This window comes from Chryseobacterium sp. StRB126 (genome assembly GCF_000829375.1).
GTDB lineage: Bacteria > Bacteroidota > Bacteroidia > Flavobacteriales > Weeksellaceae > Chryseobacterium.
Genome location: NZ_AP014624.1, coordinates 2,008,802 through 2,024,385 on the forward strand (window position 1 = coordinate 2,008,802; position 15,584 = coordinate 2,024,385).

14 protein-coding genes are annotated in these 15,584 nt (G+C 33.9%); 10 read left to right on the top strand and 4 right to left on the bottom strand.

The window, feature by feature from the left end:
* From CHSO_RS09000 to CHSO_RS09010, 3 genes are all read left to right on the top strand, one after another.
* Positions 1 to 1,932 carry a transglutaminase-like domain-containing protein gene (locus CHSO_RS09000; RefSeq protein WP_045495144.1) on the top strand — a complete coding sequence of 644 codons (1,932 nt, stop codon included), beginning with the start codon at positions 1 to 3 and terminating at the stop codon, positions 1,930 to 1,932.
* A gap of 101 nt (positions 1,933 to 2,033) precedes the next feature.
* A complete protein-coding gene (locus CHSO_RS09005; RefSeq protein ID WP_045495146.1) occupies positions 2,034 to 2,861 on the top strand; it encodes an RsiV family protein in 828 nt (275 codons plus the stop codon).
* Between the two features lie 44 nt (positions 2,862 to 2,905).
* Positions 2,906 to 3,757: a diacylglycerol/lipid kinase family protein gene (locus CHSO_RS09010; protein ID WP_045495148.1), complete on the top strand. Its 852-nt coding sequence runs from the start codon at positions 2,906 to 2,908 to the stop codon at positions 3,755 to 3,757.
* An 8-nt stretch (positions 3,758 to 3,765) separates the two neighbouring features.
* Here the strand turns inward: CHSO_RS09010 and CHSO_RS09015 are convergent, their stop codons facing one another.
* The 3 genes from CHSO_RS09015 to ggt form a co-directional block, all read right to left on the bottom strand.
* Positions 3,766 to 4,167, bottom strand: a complete 402-nt coding sequence (locus CHSO_RS09015) for a hypothetical protein (RefSeq protein WP_144428884.1) — start codon at positions 4,165 to 4,167, stop codon at positions 3,766 to 3,768.
* 107 nt (positions 4,168 to 4,274) lie between these two features.
* Positions 4,275 to 5,555 (bottom strand): dicarboxylate/amino acid:cation symporter, encoded by a 1,281-nt coding sequence (locus CHSO_RS09020; protein WP_045495152.1) that lies wholly within the window; start codon positions 5,553 to 5,555, stop codon positions 4,275 to 4,277.
* Positions 5,556 to 5,736: 181 nt separating this feature from the next.
* Entirely contained in the window at positions 5,737 to 7,425 is a 1,689-nt protein-coding gene (ggt, locus tag CHSO_RS09025; RefSeq protein ID WP_045495154.1) for a gamma-glutamyltransferase, read from the bottom strand.
* 347 nt (positions 7,426 to 7,772) lie between these two features.
* On the opposite strand from ggt, the gene CHSO_RS09030 reads away from it, so the two are divergent.
* The 7 genes from CHSO_RS09030 to CHSO_RS09060 all read left to right on the top strand — a co-directional run bounded on the left by CHSO_RS09030 (position 7,773) and on the right by CHSO_RS09060 (position 14,147).
* Positions 7,773 to 8,567: a tetratricopeptide repeat protein gene (locus CHSO_RS09030; RefSeq protein WP_045502200.1), complete on the top strand. Its 795-nt coding sequence runs from the start codon at positions 7,773 to 7,775 to the stop codon at positions 8,565 to 8,567.
* 56 nt (positions 8,568 to 8,623) lie between these two features.
* Positions 8,624 to 8,803: a hypothetical protein gene (locus CHSO_RS09035; RefSeq protein WP_045495156.1), complete on the top strand. Its 180-nt coding sequence runs from the start codon at positions 8,624 to 8,626 to the stop codon at positions 8,801 to 8,803.
* Between the two features lie 63 nt (positions 8,804 to 8,866).
* Positions 8,867 to 10,036: a hypothetical protein gene (locus CHSO_RS09040; protein ID WP_045495158.1), complete on the top strand. Its 1,170-nt coding sequence runs from the start codon at positions 8,867 to 8,869 to the stop codon at positions 10,034 to 10,036.
* Entirely contained in the window at positions 10,033 to 10,752 is a 720-nt protein-coding gene (locus tag CHSO_RS09045; protein ID WP_045495159.1) for a methyltransferase, read from the top strand. Before CHSO_RS09040 ends, CHSO_RS09045 begins: the two co-directional genes overlap by 4 nt.
* A gap of 7 nt (positions 10,753 to 10,759) precedes the next feature.
* On the top strand, positions 10,760 to 12,130 hold the full coding sequence (locus CHSO_RS09050) for a methyltransferase domain-containing protein (protein WP_045495161.1): 1,371 nt from the start codon (positions 10,760 to 10,762) through the stop codon (positions 12,128 to 12,130).
* Between the two features lie 214 nt (positions 12,131 to 12,344).
* Positions 12,345 to 13,310, top strand: a complete 966-nt coding sequence (locus CHSO_RS09055) for an NAD-dependent epimerase/dehydratase family protein (RefSeq protein WP_045495163.1) — start codon at positions 12,345 to 12,347, stop codon at positions 13,308 to 13,310.
* Between the two features lie 84 nt (positions 13,311 to 13,394).
* Positions 13,395 to 14,147: a polysaccharide deacetylase family protein gene (locus CHSO_RS09060; RefSeq protein ID WP_045495165.1), complete on the top strand. Its 753-nt coding sequence runs from the start codon at positions 13,395 to 13,397 to the stop codon at positions 14,145 to 14,147.
* Between the two features lie 166 nt (positions 14,148 to 14,313).
* On the opposite strand, the gene CHSO_RS09065 is transcribed toward CHSO_RS09060, so the two are convergent.
* On the bottom strand, positions 14,314 to 15,519 hold the full coding sequence (locus CHSO_RS09065; protein ID WP_045495167.1) for a metallophosphoesterase: 1,206 nt from the start codon (positions 15,517 to 15,519) through the stop codon (positions 14,314 to 14,316).
* Positions 15,520 to 15,584: the final 65 nt, after the last annotated feature.

Genomic DNA, 15,584 nt, shown 5'->3' on the forward strand with positions numbered 1-15,584 from the left:
ATGAAAAAAATAATATTATTGCTAGTATGTTCAGCAAATGTAATGATGATTAAAGCCCAGAAGCATGAGTTTTTAAATCCTCCTAAATTTTCTGATGCGGATCTTTCCAAACCGAAATCATTATTAGATGAAAATGCGCCGGCGGAGATTTTATATAAGTCTGTCCATTACAAGGTTGATGGAGCTACAGGATATTTGAACAAGAAGTATTTTTACAGAGTGAAGGTTTATGATAAAGATAAGGCTGAAGACTGGTTGAATCTAGAAGTTCCTCTTTATCAATCGGGTGCAGATAAGGAGACATTGGGTAAGTTCAAAGCTTTTACCTATAATCTCGAAGGTGGCAATGTAGTCCCTACAAAAGTAGAGAAAAGCTCACAGTATAAAAGTAAGGAAAGTAAATATGTAAATGTGACTAAATTTGCATTTTCCAATGTGAAGAATGGCTCAGTACTGGAGTATCAATATGAAGTTACATCCCCATTCCTGTACATAATTCCAGAGTTTTTAATAGAAACAGATACACCCTCTCTTTACACAGAGTATGTTTTAGATTCTCCACTTAATATCTCATATAATATTAACTACACTGGAGTTCTTGCACCTAAACATAGAATGATAGAGGAACGAAATATTTATGGATCTCAATACAAAACATATAGATTCGGTTATGAAAATATAGAAGGTTTCAAAACAGAAAAATTTGTGAGAAATGATAGGAATTATAGGACGAAAATAAGTGCAGAGCTTAACTCTACTAACTTTAGAGAACTTAAACTTTATTCATCTTCATGGAACCAAATTGGCAAAAGACTTTATGAAAATGAGGATTTTGGTGAAGAATTGAACAAAACAAGATTGGTTAGGGATAATATGCCTGCTGGTATTTTGGAAATGGAAACTGATCTTGAAAAGGCCAATGCCATATTTTCTTATGTCCAAAAAACATTTACTTGGAACAAAGATAAAGGTATTTATACTGATGGTGGAATCAGAAAGATGCTGGATACTAAGACAGGTAATGCTGCTGAAATTAATCTTTTTCTTGTGATGCTTCTTCGTGAAGCTGGTATTAAAGCAGATCCATTGCTTATATCTACAGTAGAGAATGGGATGATAAATTTGACATCACCTAATGTTTCTAATATGAATTTTATACTAGCATCAATAAGCTTAGGCGGGGTATATCACATTTATGATGCTACTTCCAAGCAATCTGCTATGGATGAACTTCCTTTAAGAGACTGGAATCAATATGGAATTCTATTAGCAAAAAATAAAGCTGAACAGATTCAAATGAAAAATATAAAGCCAAGTAGTACTTTACTTACTGTAGATGCAAAGATTAATGATGATGGGAGTATTTCCGGCTCTTATACAGACAGAGATACAGGAACCTTTGCCATGTATGTAAAAGATAGCTATGATGAAAATCCTGAAAAATATAAAAAGCAGTATAAAGAAAATTATTCTATAGATTTTACAGGAATTGATTCAAAAGTATTGGATAATGGAGCATTTGAAAGTACAATGAAATTTTCTTCATCCAATTTAATAGACAGAGTAGGAAAAAAAATAATCATCAATCCAATGTTATTTTTAAGCAAAACATCTAATGAATTCGATCAAACGGAGTCTAGAAAATATCCTATTGATTTTGGAGCACCCACTACAAAAGTTAAAAAGGTGACACTTGAAATCCCTGAAGGATATACCATTGAAGAATTACCTAAGAATAAAAGAATTGTGACTGACGATAAACAGATAGAATACAGTTATATGATTGAGCAAAAAGGAAATAAGCTGGAAGTAACTTCTACCACAAAGATTTCCAGCGCCGATTATCCCAAAGAATATTACCCTGCATTCAAACAAATTTGGGGAGTGGCTTCCAAACATGAAAATCAGGTGATCAGCTTGGTAAAGAAGTAATTGGAGGCAGTTTATAGCGTCTATTTATTTTTTTTGAATAATTTTTTAAAAACCATTCATCTTTTGAATGGTTTTTGTATTAAATAATAAAAATTAAAATTATGAAAAATACGATTGCCGTTCTTGCACTTTCTTCATTCTTTGTGTTTACTGCCTGTAAGAAAAATGAAACAGCAGAAACATCAACAGAGAAAACGGAAAATAAAAAGTCTGAAGAATTTGTAATAGATTCAGTAATAATAAAAGATTCCACAAAAATTACGGATTCCTTAAAACTTACTTATACCTCCAAACTGTTGGTGTTTCCTACTATAAAAGATAAAAAGCTGTTAGACAGCATCTACTTCCAAAATGATAAAATAAAAGATTTTTCCAAGACTGGCCTGCAAACTTATCTGGAGACTGAAAAAAATAATTATTTCAACTCTGTAAAAAAAGACAGTAAGGATTGGGCTTCAGACATCACTTTTGCGCAGGATTGGTATTCAAGTTCACATATGAACCTAGTATCCAATAGTAACGGTTATATGCATATTCAGTATACAGGAAGTGGTTATGAAGGCGGTGCACATGATAATTATGGGTTTTCGGAAAGGATCTTTGATCTTAAGAACAATAAAAAGTTAGAATTAAAAGATATTACTTCCACCCCAAAAAGTAAACTTGAAGAGATGCTGATGAAAAACATCAATAATATCAACAGCGGAACGATGGACGGAGATGGAAATGTAAAAAACTCAGAAATGCTATTGGTAGAAAAAATTCCGGCTTCAAACAACTTCTATTTTGATGATAAAAACCTGTATTTTCACTACAGTCCATATGAAATTGCTGCATTTGCAGCAGGAGATATCACGATTCCTATTTCATGGGAAGAGCTAAAGGGTACATTAAATGCAGAATTTAAAGAAAGAATGAAAATTAAATAACTTAATGCTTCCGGGTTCAGGAAGCATTTTCTATTTTTGCGGTAATGGAAAAAGTAGCTTTTATCATCAATCCTTTTTCGGCCAAAAAGAATTATCAGCCGTTTTTGAATGAGCTTAAAAATAAGGTCGGTAATCCTTTATATTATGTTTCTGAATCGATTCCGGGAACAGACGAATTTATCAGAACCCATTTTGATGAAGTAGATATTTTTGTAGCCATTGGAGGTGACGGAACAATTTCTACCGTAGCCAAAAATCTGATCTCTACAGATAAAATACTGGCTATCTTTCCGGCAGGATCAGGAAATGGATTTTCCAATGAAACCCGTTTCAGTAAGAATCTGGATGAACTTTTAGAGAAAATAAAAGCTAAACAATTCAGGAAGATTGATACTTTTACGGTAAACGACAGACTTTCCATCAACGTTTCAGGAACAGGATTTGATGGGAAAGTAGTAAAAGAATTCGAAAAAACCAGTCGTGGCTTCAAAAATTATATTAAAGTTTCACTAAAAACATTCTTTAACTATAGGCCGATTAAGGTTACCTTTTTTGATGAAGAATATAAGCAGTACAATGGCAGATACCTGATGCTTAATGTTGCCAATACCCGACAGTTTGGAAATAATGCCTATATAGCACCCAAAGCAAGCAAAAGCGATGGATTGGTAGATATGGTGTTGGTTAAAAAATTCCCTCTGACTTATTCTGCGTTGTTTGCTTTCAGAATGTTCACCAAAAGGTTAAAGGATGATGAATATGTGACTTATCTTCCTGTTTCAGAGATTTCATTTAAAGTAAATACCAAAAACTGGCACCTTGATGGCGAGTTCAATAAGATAGAATCACCGGTTCATGTGAAAGTACAGCCTGCAAGCTTGAATATTTTAGTGTAAAGTGTTATTTAGTTTGTTCCATCAAAGCCGTAAATATCACCAAAATCATTTTTACACTTTCTAAAGAATTCTTGAGGTAACCCATTTTTTAGGTTAACTCTTGTAATTGTATTTTTATTGCAACTGACATCTGTATTTTGAAAGATCAGAACTCCATTTTTTAATTTGGTGGGTAAATAGGTGGTTAAAGTCAAATAATAATTTCCGACATACTGATTCTTTTCATTAAAAATTAAAATTCTGTTTGTCGCTCTTTGAGATAAGCCCCAAACCCATACAGAATTCATGATTTTAAAGATTTTCCCTTGATTTGTTTTTACAGCTCCCAAATAGGTTAAGCGGGTTTCCATTCCTCCTTTTTCATTCCATTTTCCAAAAACTAATTCTTTCCCAATTAATTTTTTTTGCAAAACTTTTAATCGAATATTACCATCATTAATCTGAGATTTTCCAAAAGAAGGAACTAATGTAAGTAAAGCAAATAAAATCTGAATTCTATATATCCTTTTCATAAAGATCAACCCTCTAGGTGCTTTTCAATTTCGTGGGGATTATCCAGACAATACTGTAACTGTTTTTTATCCAGCTGATTTTCCCAATTTGCCACCACTACAGTTGCTACTGAATTTCCGATAACATTCGTTAGGGCACGACATTCACTCATAAATTTATCAATCCCTAAGATAAGTGTCATTCCGGCTATTGGAATTTCCGGGACAACCGCTAATGTTGCTGCCAATGTTACAAAACCTGCACCGGTAACACCTGCTGCACCTTTTGAACTTAACATGGCAACCAGAAGAAGCATCAGTTGTTTCTCAATGGGAAGGTGGATGTTGAGTGCCTGGGCTATAAACAAAGAGGCAAGTGTCATATAAATATTGGTTCCATCAAGATTGAAAGAATAACCTGTAGGAACCACAAGACCTACAATCGTTCGGGAGCAGCCTGCTTTTTCCATTTTTTCCATGATTCCCGGAAGGGCAGATTCTGATGAACTTGTTCCTAACACCAAAAGAAGCTCTTCTTTAAGGTAAAATAACAGCTTAAAAATGTTGAATCCGTTATACCATGCCACAGCTCCTAAGACTAAAACAACAAAAAGGATAGATGTGATATAGAATGTAGCTACCAAAAAGATAAGATTCAAAACCGAATGAAGCCCATATTTTCCTATGGTAAATGCCATAGCTCCAAAAGCACCGATGGGCGCTAGTTTCATCAGAATATGAACAATTTTGAATATAGGAGCAGACATATCCTGAAGAAAATCAGTTACTTTTTGGCTTTTTTCCTTTGTTAAAACCAATGCGACACCCATTAAAATAGCAACAAGAAGAACCTGAAGGATATTATCGCCTACCAAAGGGCTAAAAAGCGTTTCAGGAATAATATTCATAATGAATCCCGTTAGGGTTGATTCATGGGCTTTCTCCTGATATTCAGATACATTTCCCGAAAGGGTTGCCGGATCAATATTTAACCCGTGACCGGGCTGTAAAAGATTTCCAACCACGAGACCAATGATAAGGGCTAGGGTAGAGAAGGTAAAGAAATAGATCATGGCTTTTATGGCAATCCTTCCTACTTTTTTGAGGTCGGTCATATGAGCAATTCCCAAGGTAAGTGTAATGAAGATGACCGGGGCAATAATCATTTTTACCAATTTGATAAATCCATCCCCTAAAGGTTTCATTTTTTCTCCCAGTTCAGGATAAAAATTTCCAAGTAAAATACCTGCGCTAATTGCGATGATAACCTGAAAATAAAGCTGATTGTATATTTTTTTTGCTTTCAATGAACAGTCGTTTTGTTTTTTTAAGGGCGGAAATTAATAAATTTCCTTTGAAAAACTGACAAAAGTCATGAAAATTAATCTTTTCTTCTGGATTTGTAGAGGGAAAAGACTTCGGCTTCATTCTTTGCAGGCAAATTGCCTATAGAATGAAGCCGAAGCTATATTATTTATAAAGAAATATTTATTCTACTGCTACGGAGTCATCACCACGCCCGTCTGCAACGGCGTGGATGTTTCCGTTTTCATCAAGAACAATCACTTCTGTTTTTCCGATCTGTTTTACCTTTTCAAAAGTGTAATTTTTCTTTTTCAGTTCAGCAATAGTACTTTCCGGGAAGTTGTTTTCCACTTTTATTGTTTCCGGAAGCCATTGATGGTGGAATTTAGGAGCATTTACCGCAATATTTGCGTTTTGTTTAAAATCAACCACGTTGACAATAGATTGATATACAGAAGTCGGAATAGTAGTTCCTCCCGGAGTCCCCACTACCATATAAGGTTTGCCGTTTTTAAGCAGAATGGTAGGGGTCATGGAAGAAAGCATTCTTTTATTGGGTTGAATAGAGTTTGCTTCTCCGCCTACTGCTCCAAACATGTTCGGAACTCCCGGCTTAATTGAGAAATCATCCATTTCATTGTTTAAAAAGAAACCTGCTCCGGAAACGAGTACTTTACTTCCATAATATCCATTCAGGGTAGTGGTTACAGATGCAGCATTTCCATCCTTATCAAGCACAGAAATATGAGTGGTTTGAGTTGATTCTTTAGGCTGTTCTATGATTTTTCCGACTTCTGCACTTGGAGTTGCCTTATCAAAGCTGAAACTTTTCCATCTTCCTTTTAAGTATTCGTCAGAAATCAGATAAGTGGTTTTATCCTGAATAAAATCCGGATCTCCCATATATTCAGCTCTGTCTGCAAAAGCTCTTCTTTCTGCTTCAGTCATGATCTGAACAGCTTGTGTTGAATTCTGTTGGTACTTTTCAAGGTTTTCAAAGCTAGCCATTCTCAACATTTGAGCAAGAAGCAACCCGCCGCTTGAAGGTAAAGGCATTGAAACGACGTTGTTTCCCTTGTATTCAAATTCCAGAGCTTTTCTTTCTGCAACCTTATAGTTTTTAAGGTCTTCCAAAGTAATGATTCCGTTTCCTCTTTTCATTTCAGCGATCAGAAGATCCGCTGTTTTACCTTCGTAGAACCCTTTTGCACCCAGTTTTTGGATCAGTTTTAAAGTTTCTGCCAGGTCTTTCTGTACTAAAAGGTCGCCTGCTTTCCATGGAGTATCCTTTACAAAAACGATTGCTGATTTATTGTGTTTCTTAAAATGTTCAGTATTATTGTTAAGCATCTCAGCTTCCTGTTCAGTGATGGCAAACCCTTGTTCTGCAAGATCAATAGCTGGCTGAATGATCTTTTCCATTGGAAGATTACAATATTTCAGCGTAGCAAAGAATCCGGCTACACTTCCTGGAATACCTACTGCCAGACGTCCGTTTTGAGATAAGTCTGTGTTGGCTTTTCCGTTTTTATCAAGATACATATCTCTGGAGGCCTTTTTAGGAGCTGTTTCCCTGTAATCCAGTGTGAATTTTTCACCATTCTTCTTTACACCTACTAAAAATCCGCCACCGCCAATGTTTCCTGCCTGTGGATACACTACGGCTAATGCGTACTGAGTTGCTGTAATGGCATCATAAGCATTTCCGCCCATTCTCAGGATTTTTGCTCCCGCTTCACTGGCTAATGGATGGGCAGATACTACTACACCTTTATTCTTAACCTTTACCTCTTTTACAATATTGATATCTGTAAACTGAGCCCAGCTAAGCTGGCTGGCTAATATAATCGACGCAATTAAAATTTTCTTCATACTGATTGTTTTTCTTATAACAAAAATATAGTTTTTTTATCTAAAAAATGATGAATAAACTGATCGGGAGTGTCAATTTTATTTTGATTTATTTGTCACCTTTATTGGAATAATTATAAAATAAATGCTAAAAAAATAGAATTATTAAATATGAAGTAAGTATTGATAGCTAATTCTGATATATTTTTATTTTTCGTTAAAATATTGTATTGTTAGTTATTATTTAACATAATAAAATATTTTTCATAAAATTTTGAATTATTTTGTCAATTGAATAAATATTTCTAACATTGTTGATATAAAACTTCAATAACCAGATCATGTCTTTCTTAAGAAAAGTATTTTACTTGTCATATTTGTTAATATGTTCAACAGCATTTTCTCAGGATCTTACCCAGAAACAAAAAGATATTCTTGTAAAGTATCTTGATCATGGAGCATATAGATATCACTATCTTGATCAGGAGTGGGAAAGTAATATTGAGAAAGCTATAAAAGAAGACTCTACAATCGCTTTACTATGGCAGAGAAGAGCATTGCCTTACTGGAAAATAAGAAAATACACGATTGCTTTAGATTACTATAATAAAGCTGTACAATATGACAGACGGGAATATCTGGGAAGAAGAGGGTATCTGAACTGTATTTTTTCTAAAGATTATAAAAGTGCACTTAAGGATTTTGATAATGCTTCGGCAGAATTTGGTGAAAGTATTGAAAATGATCATACATATAATTTTTACAGGGCGCTTTGCTATCTTCAATTAAACCAATATGACAGGGCAGAGAAGTATATCAACCTGGATTTGGATTTTATAGAAAAGAAATTTGGGAAAGATTGGATCTCACCATCAGCATATTTCTATCTGGGAATCATAAAATATGAGCAAAGAGATTATAAAGCGGCTGTTTCAGCTTTTGATCTGGCACTGCAATTACAGCCTAAATTTTCAGATGCTTTGTATTATAAGGCTATTTCCCTGCATAAAATTAATAAAGACAATAATGAATTCCATTCCTTAATGGAAATGGTTTCAGAGTATTATGCTTCCGGAAATTCATTTAATGAAAATGGTGCTTTATATGAGAAATATCCTTATCAGATAAGTAAATGGGAGATAGACGCCTTTGCGAAAAAATAATGGGGGAAGCCGAAAAACCAAACCAAGAGTAGGCATAATTTTTAAATTTTAATATCATGAAAACAAAAAAGAGATTATCTCTGGAGCAGTTTGAGCAAAAAACTGTAAAAAGCGAAATGTTAAACAAGATCAATGGGGGAACTCTAGTATTACAGCAGTACTGCCATCCAGGCTACACGAAAGTTGTAACTAACCCTACTAATCCAACAATTGGAACTATCAGAACAATTGGTTAATTAGCCAAACCATAGGGCTGAATTTTTAATTCAGCCTTTTTTCCTACTAATAACTATACTACCATGAAAATCGAACAACGATATTTTGAAAGCTTGCTTGAAGAAGGAAGTGAAGAGTTTGAGTTGATCTTCCGCAGTTTATTCAAAGAAAAATATGAGAATCTGTACGCTCTTTTAGAAGATACTGATGCATTTAATGAGCCAATGATCTGTTCTGCTTTCAGCACAGAAATAAATATTCCTGTTGAACAAATGGTTTTAGGATTTTTAGAGCCTATTCCATCAAAGATAAATGCAATTTCCAATAAACATGGTGTTGTTCACATTCCTAAGGTTGGATACTTTTATACTAATGAACCTAATGAAAATTTAGAAATCAGAATCAAAAACAATACTTCTTTTACTGTTTTCAAATCTGATAGAGAGATTGCACTTGTTTCTTTTAAAGAAGAGGTATACATCAGCGATACAGATATTGAGATTTGTAGATCAGAAGATGAAAGCATCATTCAGTTTTTTCCGGACCAGACAGAAAATATAGAATTGGAAAAGGGTCTCGAAAAAAGTGTATTGCATTTAAATAATGCCTATCATTTGATCAAAAAGCATACTCCTTTTTATGCTGAATGGCTTAATTATACCATGAGAAGAATCGTTCTTTTTACAAGCAGTCAGTTAAATTCCTTTGCATCCATATGTACTTTGAATAATGCTTATATCAATTTAAATAACGAAAAAGTTTCTGATATTTTCTTTTTGGAGGAAATTACGCACCAATGTGGGCACGCTTTGTTTTATCCGATGTCTATCGATAGAGATAAACTGTTTATTATGGATTATACAACTCCGATGTCTCATTTTTCCGGGATTGAAACAGATGACCGTGATCTCATCAATGCTTTTTATTCCTTCTTTCCACAATATACTGGGAATTATATTTTTGATGTCATTCTTGATAATGAAGAAAACCTGGATGAAGACTCTAGACTGGAACTTATAGGAAGGTATGCGTTCAGAATGTATAAATACGGATTGGGAATTTATCAGTATCAGGAATATTCTGATCGGATCTTAAGTGAATATGGAAAAGAAATGTTTGCTATCTTCCGTGAAGGTTATGAAAAACTTTATGAGAAAAGAAAAGAATTATTTGATTCATTGGATATAAAAGATCAGGTTTATGTATTTGATCTGGAGAAGTTTAAATCTAAAAATCTACAGAAGACCATATGAAAAATGTTGTAGGAAATAATATTGTATCTATAGAATCTAATTGGAAATTCTCAGGGACAGTAGCTGAAAACTTTGATGAGCATGTTAAATTATCTGTTCCTTATTATAATCAGGGGCACGATCTTATATGCTCTCTATCCGATTTTTTTGTTAATAACGGATCTCATATTTATGAAATAGGCTGTAGTACAGGGACTTTATTGGAAAAAATAGGTAATCGGAATCTGAATATTGAAAAACAGATCAAAATAACAGGAATTGATATAGAACAAGATATGATTCTTCAGGCAAAGAAAAAATGTGCAGATTTTAATAATATTAATCTCATTTGTGATGATATTATTAATCTTGAATTGGAAAAATCAGATCTTATAATTTCTTATTACTCAGTTCAGTTTATTAATCCACGGGTACGCCAGCTGGTAATCAATAAAATTTACGAATCCTTAAACTGGGGCGGGGCATTTATCTATTTTGAAAAAGTAAGAGCCTGTGATGCAAGGTTTCAGGATATCATTTCTACACTATATATGGAGTATAAGCTAGACAGAGGGTATACTCCCGAAGAGATCATTTCTAAACAACGTAGCTTGAAGGGTGTTTTAGAGCCTTTTTCTACCAACGGAAATTTAGATCTGTTGAAAAGAGCTGGTTTCGAAGATATCACTACCGTTATGAAATACCTTTGTTTTGAAGGTTTTTTAGCCATAAAATAATTATTAAATGAATTTTGTTTGTGTTAATTGCAAAAGTCCTTTAGAAATTAGTTCTAAAGATACTACCTGTGCATCATGTTCAAGTTTTTATCTTACTGTTAATAATACTCCTGTTTTAGTGAGTGATGCTTCTTTTTTCTTATCTGAAGTATTTTTTAGCATCAAAAATCATATTAAAAATGTAAATAATTACCTTCAGTATAATAAAGAATTAGCAAAATTTCAGACTGATCGGGAGCCAATAATCAATACAATAATTGATTCATATAAGAGAAACTTACTCATCTATGACAAAATGCTCGATCCTATAAGGATGTATGTTCAGTTAGATCATTTTCAGTATGTTACATTGAGTAATGATCCGGTTGTGGGTAAAGAGCTTTTGTATTTAAAAAGAGACTGGTCTTATCTGCCGGAAAGTGAAAAAGAACTCAATATAATCATCACTGCTGTTAAAACTCTGATTGATAAACATTCAGAAAATTCGGAAAATATTTTTTTTATCGGAAGCGGAACAGGAAGGTTTGCTTATGAGTTTTCAAAACTTTTTTCAGCCACTATTTATTGTTCCGATTTGTCTTATCGGATGATGTATTTTTTTAATGAAATACTGAATAAACGGCCAATACAATTAATAGAGATTAATGAATCTAACGTTTATGATAATAATGATTCCTGCATTCCACATACTATTGAGAAGTGGGATGATTCACCTGTAGGAAACATTATTCCTTTTATTTCAGATATAAAGAATCTTCCTTTAAGGTCGGAATCTATGAGTATTTTGGTGTCCATATACTTTATTGATGTAATGAGTGTGGAGTCTTATATTCAGGAACTCTATAGGATTTTGGAGCCGGGAGGATTGTTTATTAATTTGGGTCCGGTTGGATATCCTTATGATAATTTTGTTCATAAATTATTACCTGCGGAGATTAAGAAAGTCTTTACAAACTTTGATTTTGAAATAATAGATGAAGAATTTGTGGAGACCCCCTATATGAGTTCTGATAAACATCTTTCCACTATTATTCATAAAAATTGGGCATTTGTTGCAAGAAAAAAAACAAATGATAAAATCGTAACAGCAGATGCCATTCTGAATATCTCTCAGCCTTTATTTGTGAACCGTGAGTTCAAAATAACCAATCTGGGAGAAATAGATTACCATTCTGTTTTTTTTACAAAACAAGGGGTTCAGTATGAAAATGCAGATTTTATGATTGAGTTGTTATCAAGAATTGACGGCATAAAAAGCTTACAATTGATTCTTGATGAGATACAATCTGAATTTGAAGCAGATTATAATATGCAGGACTTGTTGAATACAATTAATAATCTGATAGAGGCTAAAGTTTTAAAAATATCTGATGTTTAGCTTTTAACTCATTAGGATACTTATCATTATTTGATTTTGAATTTTGTTTTTATAAAGATAAAAAGTCTGAACATCATTTTCGTTTGTAACCAGAAATAAGAAATTCAAGAATAATTTTTCATTTACAATCCAGGGTGTATTTTTAAATACACCTTTATTGTTATGGTTGACATGTTTTTTTTACTTTTGTACAATTCTAAAAAAAATCTAAAAAATGGAATCCTATACGGAAAGAATACTGATTACAGGTGCTTTGGGACAAATCGGCACCGAGCTTACCAATAGACTTGTTGAAATTCACGGAGCAGAAAATGTTGTCGCTTCCGGTCTGGATAGATGGCAGGAGGGAATTACCTCTGCAGGTCACTATGAGAGAATGGATGTTACCAATACTCAATTAGTGAGACAGATCGTTAAAGATTATGACATCACTACAGTGTATCATTTGGCTTCACTTTTATCTGGAACTTCGGAAAAGCAGCCTATTTTTGCATGGAAACTGAATCTTGAGCCTCTTCTTCATTTTTGTGAAATGGCGAAAGAAGGGCTTCTTAAAAAGATCTTTTGGCCAAGTTCCATTGCGGTGTTTGGAAAAGGAATTCCTAAGCATGATGTAGGACAGGATGTAGTGCTGAACCCAACAACTGTTTATGGAATCTCTAAGATGGCAGGAGAGAAGTGGTGTGAGTATTATTTCGACAAACATGGAGTGGATGTAAGAAGTATCAGATATCCTGGATTGATTTCCTGGAAGACTCCGGCAGGTGGTGGAACAACCGATTATGCAGTTGAGATTTTCTACAAAGCTATTGAAGACGGAAAGTATACAAGTTTCATTTCCGAGAACACAGGAATGCCTATGTTGTATATGGATGATGCCATTAATGCAACTCTGAAATTAATGGATGCTCCAAAGGAAAGTGTAACAGTACGTTCATCTTATAATTTAGGAGGGATGTCATTTACTCCAAAAGAATTGGCAGAAGAAATCAAGAAAGAAATCCCGGATTTTAGTATTGATTATAATCCGGATTTCAGACAAGCCATTGCAGATTCCTGGCCAGCTTCTATTGATGATTCTGTAGCTAAAAAAGATTGGGGATTGACTTATGATTTCGGAATTTCTGAAATGACGAAAGACATGATTAAAAATCTTAAAGTAAAATTAGCTAAGAATTAATAATGTAAAGTAATACTTTGATTAAGTTGTTATTTAACATCTGATTTTTAATTTATTATAACTTTTATCTAAAATTTAATTTAAATGGTTTTATTAACTTTCAACATTGCAAATATTGAGGCTGGAACTAAAAATGGTTCTCAAATTACGGGTGAAGAAAGATTAAAAATTACAGAAGAGAATACAAAAGCTATTCTTAGAGTTTTAGATATTCATGATACAAAAGCAAGTTTTTTTGTAGAGATTTCTCTCACTGAAAAACTGCAGAATCTTATTAAAGCAATTTCATCCCAAGGGCATGAAATTGCTTTTTATAATAAAGGTTCAAACCTGGAAGAAATTGAGAATGCAAAGAAAAATATTCAGGATCTTTTAGGAAAACAGATTAGAGGAATTCGTCAGAAAGATGTAAAGATCCCACAGGAAAGTTTGAAGCTTTTAGAGTTTAATTATGTCTCCAATATTGACAATGCCAATATTCTTTTTCCCTTCAAACGTCTGAAAAGAGATACTGAAATTACAGAAGAAGATGGGCTTAGTATTGTGCCGGAAAGTATCTCACCCTACAGTCAGTTACCCTATAATGATTTTGTATTCCAGATTCTGCCGATGAAGTATTATCAGAATATGGTATTGGAGACATTGCAGAATGAAGAGTTTGTTTTGATCTATCTTAATGCATGGCAGTTTACCAATTTTAATAAATACCGTTTTGATATTCCTTTTTACCGAAGCTTATTTTCGGGCAAAAAAATGGAGGACAAATTAGATGCCCTCCTTATTTTTCTCAACGAGAGAGACATGGCCACTTCCCGTATGAAAGATTATATTTTTTAGGTAATAGGTGTTAGATATTAGGTTGCAGGAATTAGGAAAGAACGATTTCTTAAAAGGACAGATGTTCCATTTCTTAATTAAATATTAAACTAAAAAAAAACTAGCAGCCAAATAGCCGGCAACTAATAACTCGTGACCCGAATCTCGCATCCCGACCCCTACATCTCTAACTCAGTTCAAAAAGAGTGATCTCCGGTAATACCCCAACTCTTCCCGGGTATCCCAATACTCCGAATCCTCTGTTTACATATAGTAGCTTTCCTTCGCTTTCATAAAGATCTGCCCATTTTGGGTAACGATACTGAACAGGTGACCATTTTACATTTTTAAGATCCAGTCCAAACTGCATCCCATGAGTGTGTCCTGAAAGCGTTAAGTGGATGTTTCCGGGGTGTTTTTTTACCACATGATCAAAATGGGTAGGGTCATGGCTCATTAAGATTTTGGTTGCGGATTCAGGAACTCCTTTTAAAGCATCGTTAATTTTTCCGAATTGAGGGAATGGTTTTAATCCCCAGTTCTCAACACCAAGAATGTACAATTTTTCTCCGTTCTTTTCAATGATTCTGTGCTCGTTTCTCAATAAGTCAAATCCGGCCTGTTTTTCATAATCAATTAGGGTGTCAAGGTTTTTTTTCTTCGCTTCAGTAGAATCCCAGGTTACATAATCAGCATAATCATGGTTTCCCAATACAGCAAATTTACCGTCTTTGGCCTTAATTTGTGAAAACACAGGAATAAATGGTTTGAATTCATCTGCTACATTATTTACCATGTCTCCGGTGAATAAAACAAGATCGGGTTTTTGCTCGTTAATCAGATCAACAGCATGCTGCAGTTTGCTAGGATCGGAGAAACTTCCACTATGAACATCAGAGATCTGAATGATTTTATATCCTTTAAAACTTTTTGGAAGATCGGGGAATTTAACCTTTACTCTTCTCACCTTATGACGGTATTTCCCGAATGTAATCCCATCAATAAACAGGGCAGAAAGCACTCCACTCATACCCAATCCTACAAGACTTAAGAATTTTCGCCTCTCTGGAAAGAAGTTTTCAGAGGGTTTGGCAAAGCCGACCAAATAGCCTCCGGTTCTTACAATATCATCAATTAGTAAAAATAAAACGATGAAAACTTTTGGGAGGATAAATATCAGAAATACTGAAATCATGATCTGAGCTCTCAGCATACTTCGGTCTGATCTCTGGTAATGGGTAACCTCATAAGCGAAGATGGCATACACAATTAAAGATACTGTCCAATACCCCGTTCTTATCCAGAAATTGTTTGTAAGGGTTCTGATGGCTTGGTAGATGTAAATCTCCAAAAACAGGAAGATTCCGGCGGTGATTAAAAGATTCTTTGACATATTCTGATTCAAAAAAAGCACAAAAGAAGATTTCCTTTGTGCTTTTTATATTTTTAATTAAAATT

Coding starts and splice junctions, on each gene's coding strand:
- CHSO_RS09045 (WP_045495159.1), top strand. CDS start 10,033: ATGAAAAATGTTGTAGGAAATAATATTGTATCTATAGAATCTAATTGG.
- CHSO_RS09000 (WP_045495144.1), top strand. CDS start 1: ATGAAAAAAATAATATTATTGCTAGTATGTTCAGCAAATGTAATGATG.
- CHSO_RS09010 (WP_045495148.1), top strand. CDS start 2,906: ATGGAAAAAGTAGCTTTTATCATCAATCCTTTTTCGGCCAAAAAGAAT.
- CHSO_RS09035 (WP_045495156.1), top strand. CDS start 8,624: ATGAAAACAAAAAAGAGATTATCTCTGGAGCAGTTTGAGCAAAAAACT.
- CHSO_RS09050 (WP_045495161.1), top strand. CDS start 10,760: ATGAATTTTGTTTGTGTTAATTGCAAAAGTCCTTTAGAAATTAGTTCT.
- CHSO_RS09060 (WP_045495165.1), top strand. CDS start 13,395: ATGGTTTTATTAACTTTCAACATTGCAAATATTGAGGCTGGAACTAAA.
- CHSO_RS09065 (WP_045495167.1), bottom strand. CDS start 15,519: ATGTCAAAGAATCTTTTAATCACCGCCGGAATCTTCCTGTTTTTGGAG.
- CHSO_RS09005 (WP_045495146.1), top strand. CDS start 2,034: ATGAAAAATACGATTGCCGTTCTTGCACTTTCTTCATTCTTTGTGTTT.
- CHSO_RS09055 (WP_045495163.1), top strand. CDS start 12,345: ATGGAATCCTATACGGAAAGAATACTGATTACAGGTGCTTTGGGACAA.
- ggt (WP_045495154.1), bottom strand. CDS start 7,425: ATGAAGAAAATTTTAATTGCGTCGATTATATTAGCCAGCCAGCTTAGC.
- CHSO_RS09040 (WP_045495158.1), top strand. CDS start 8,867: ATGAAAATCGAACAACGATATTTTGAAAGCTTGCTTGAAGAAGGAAGT.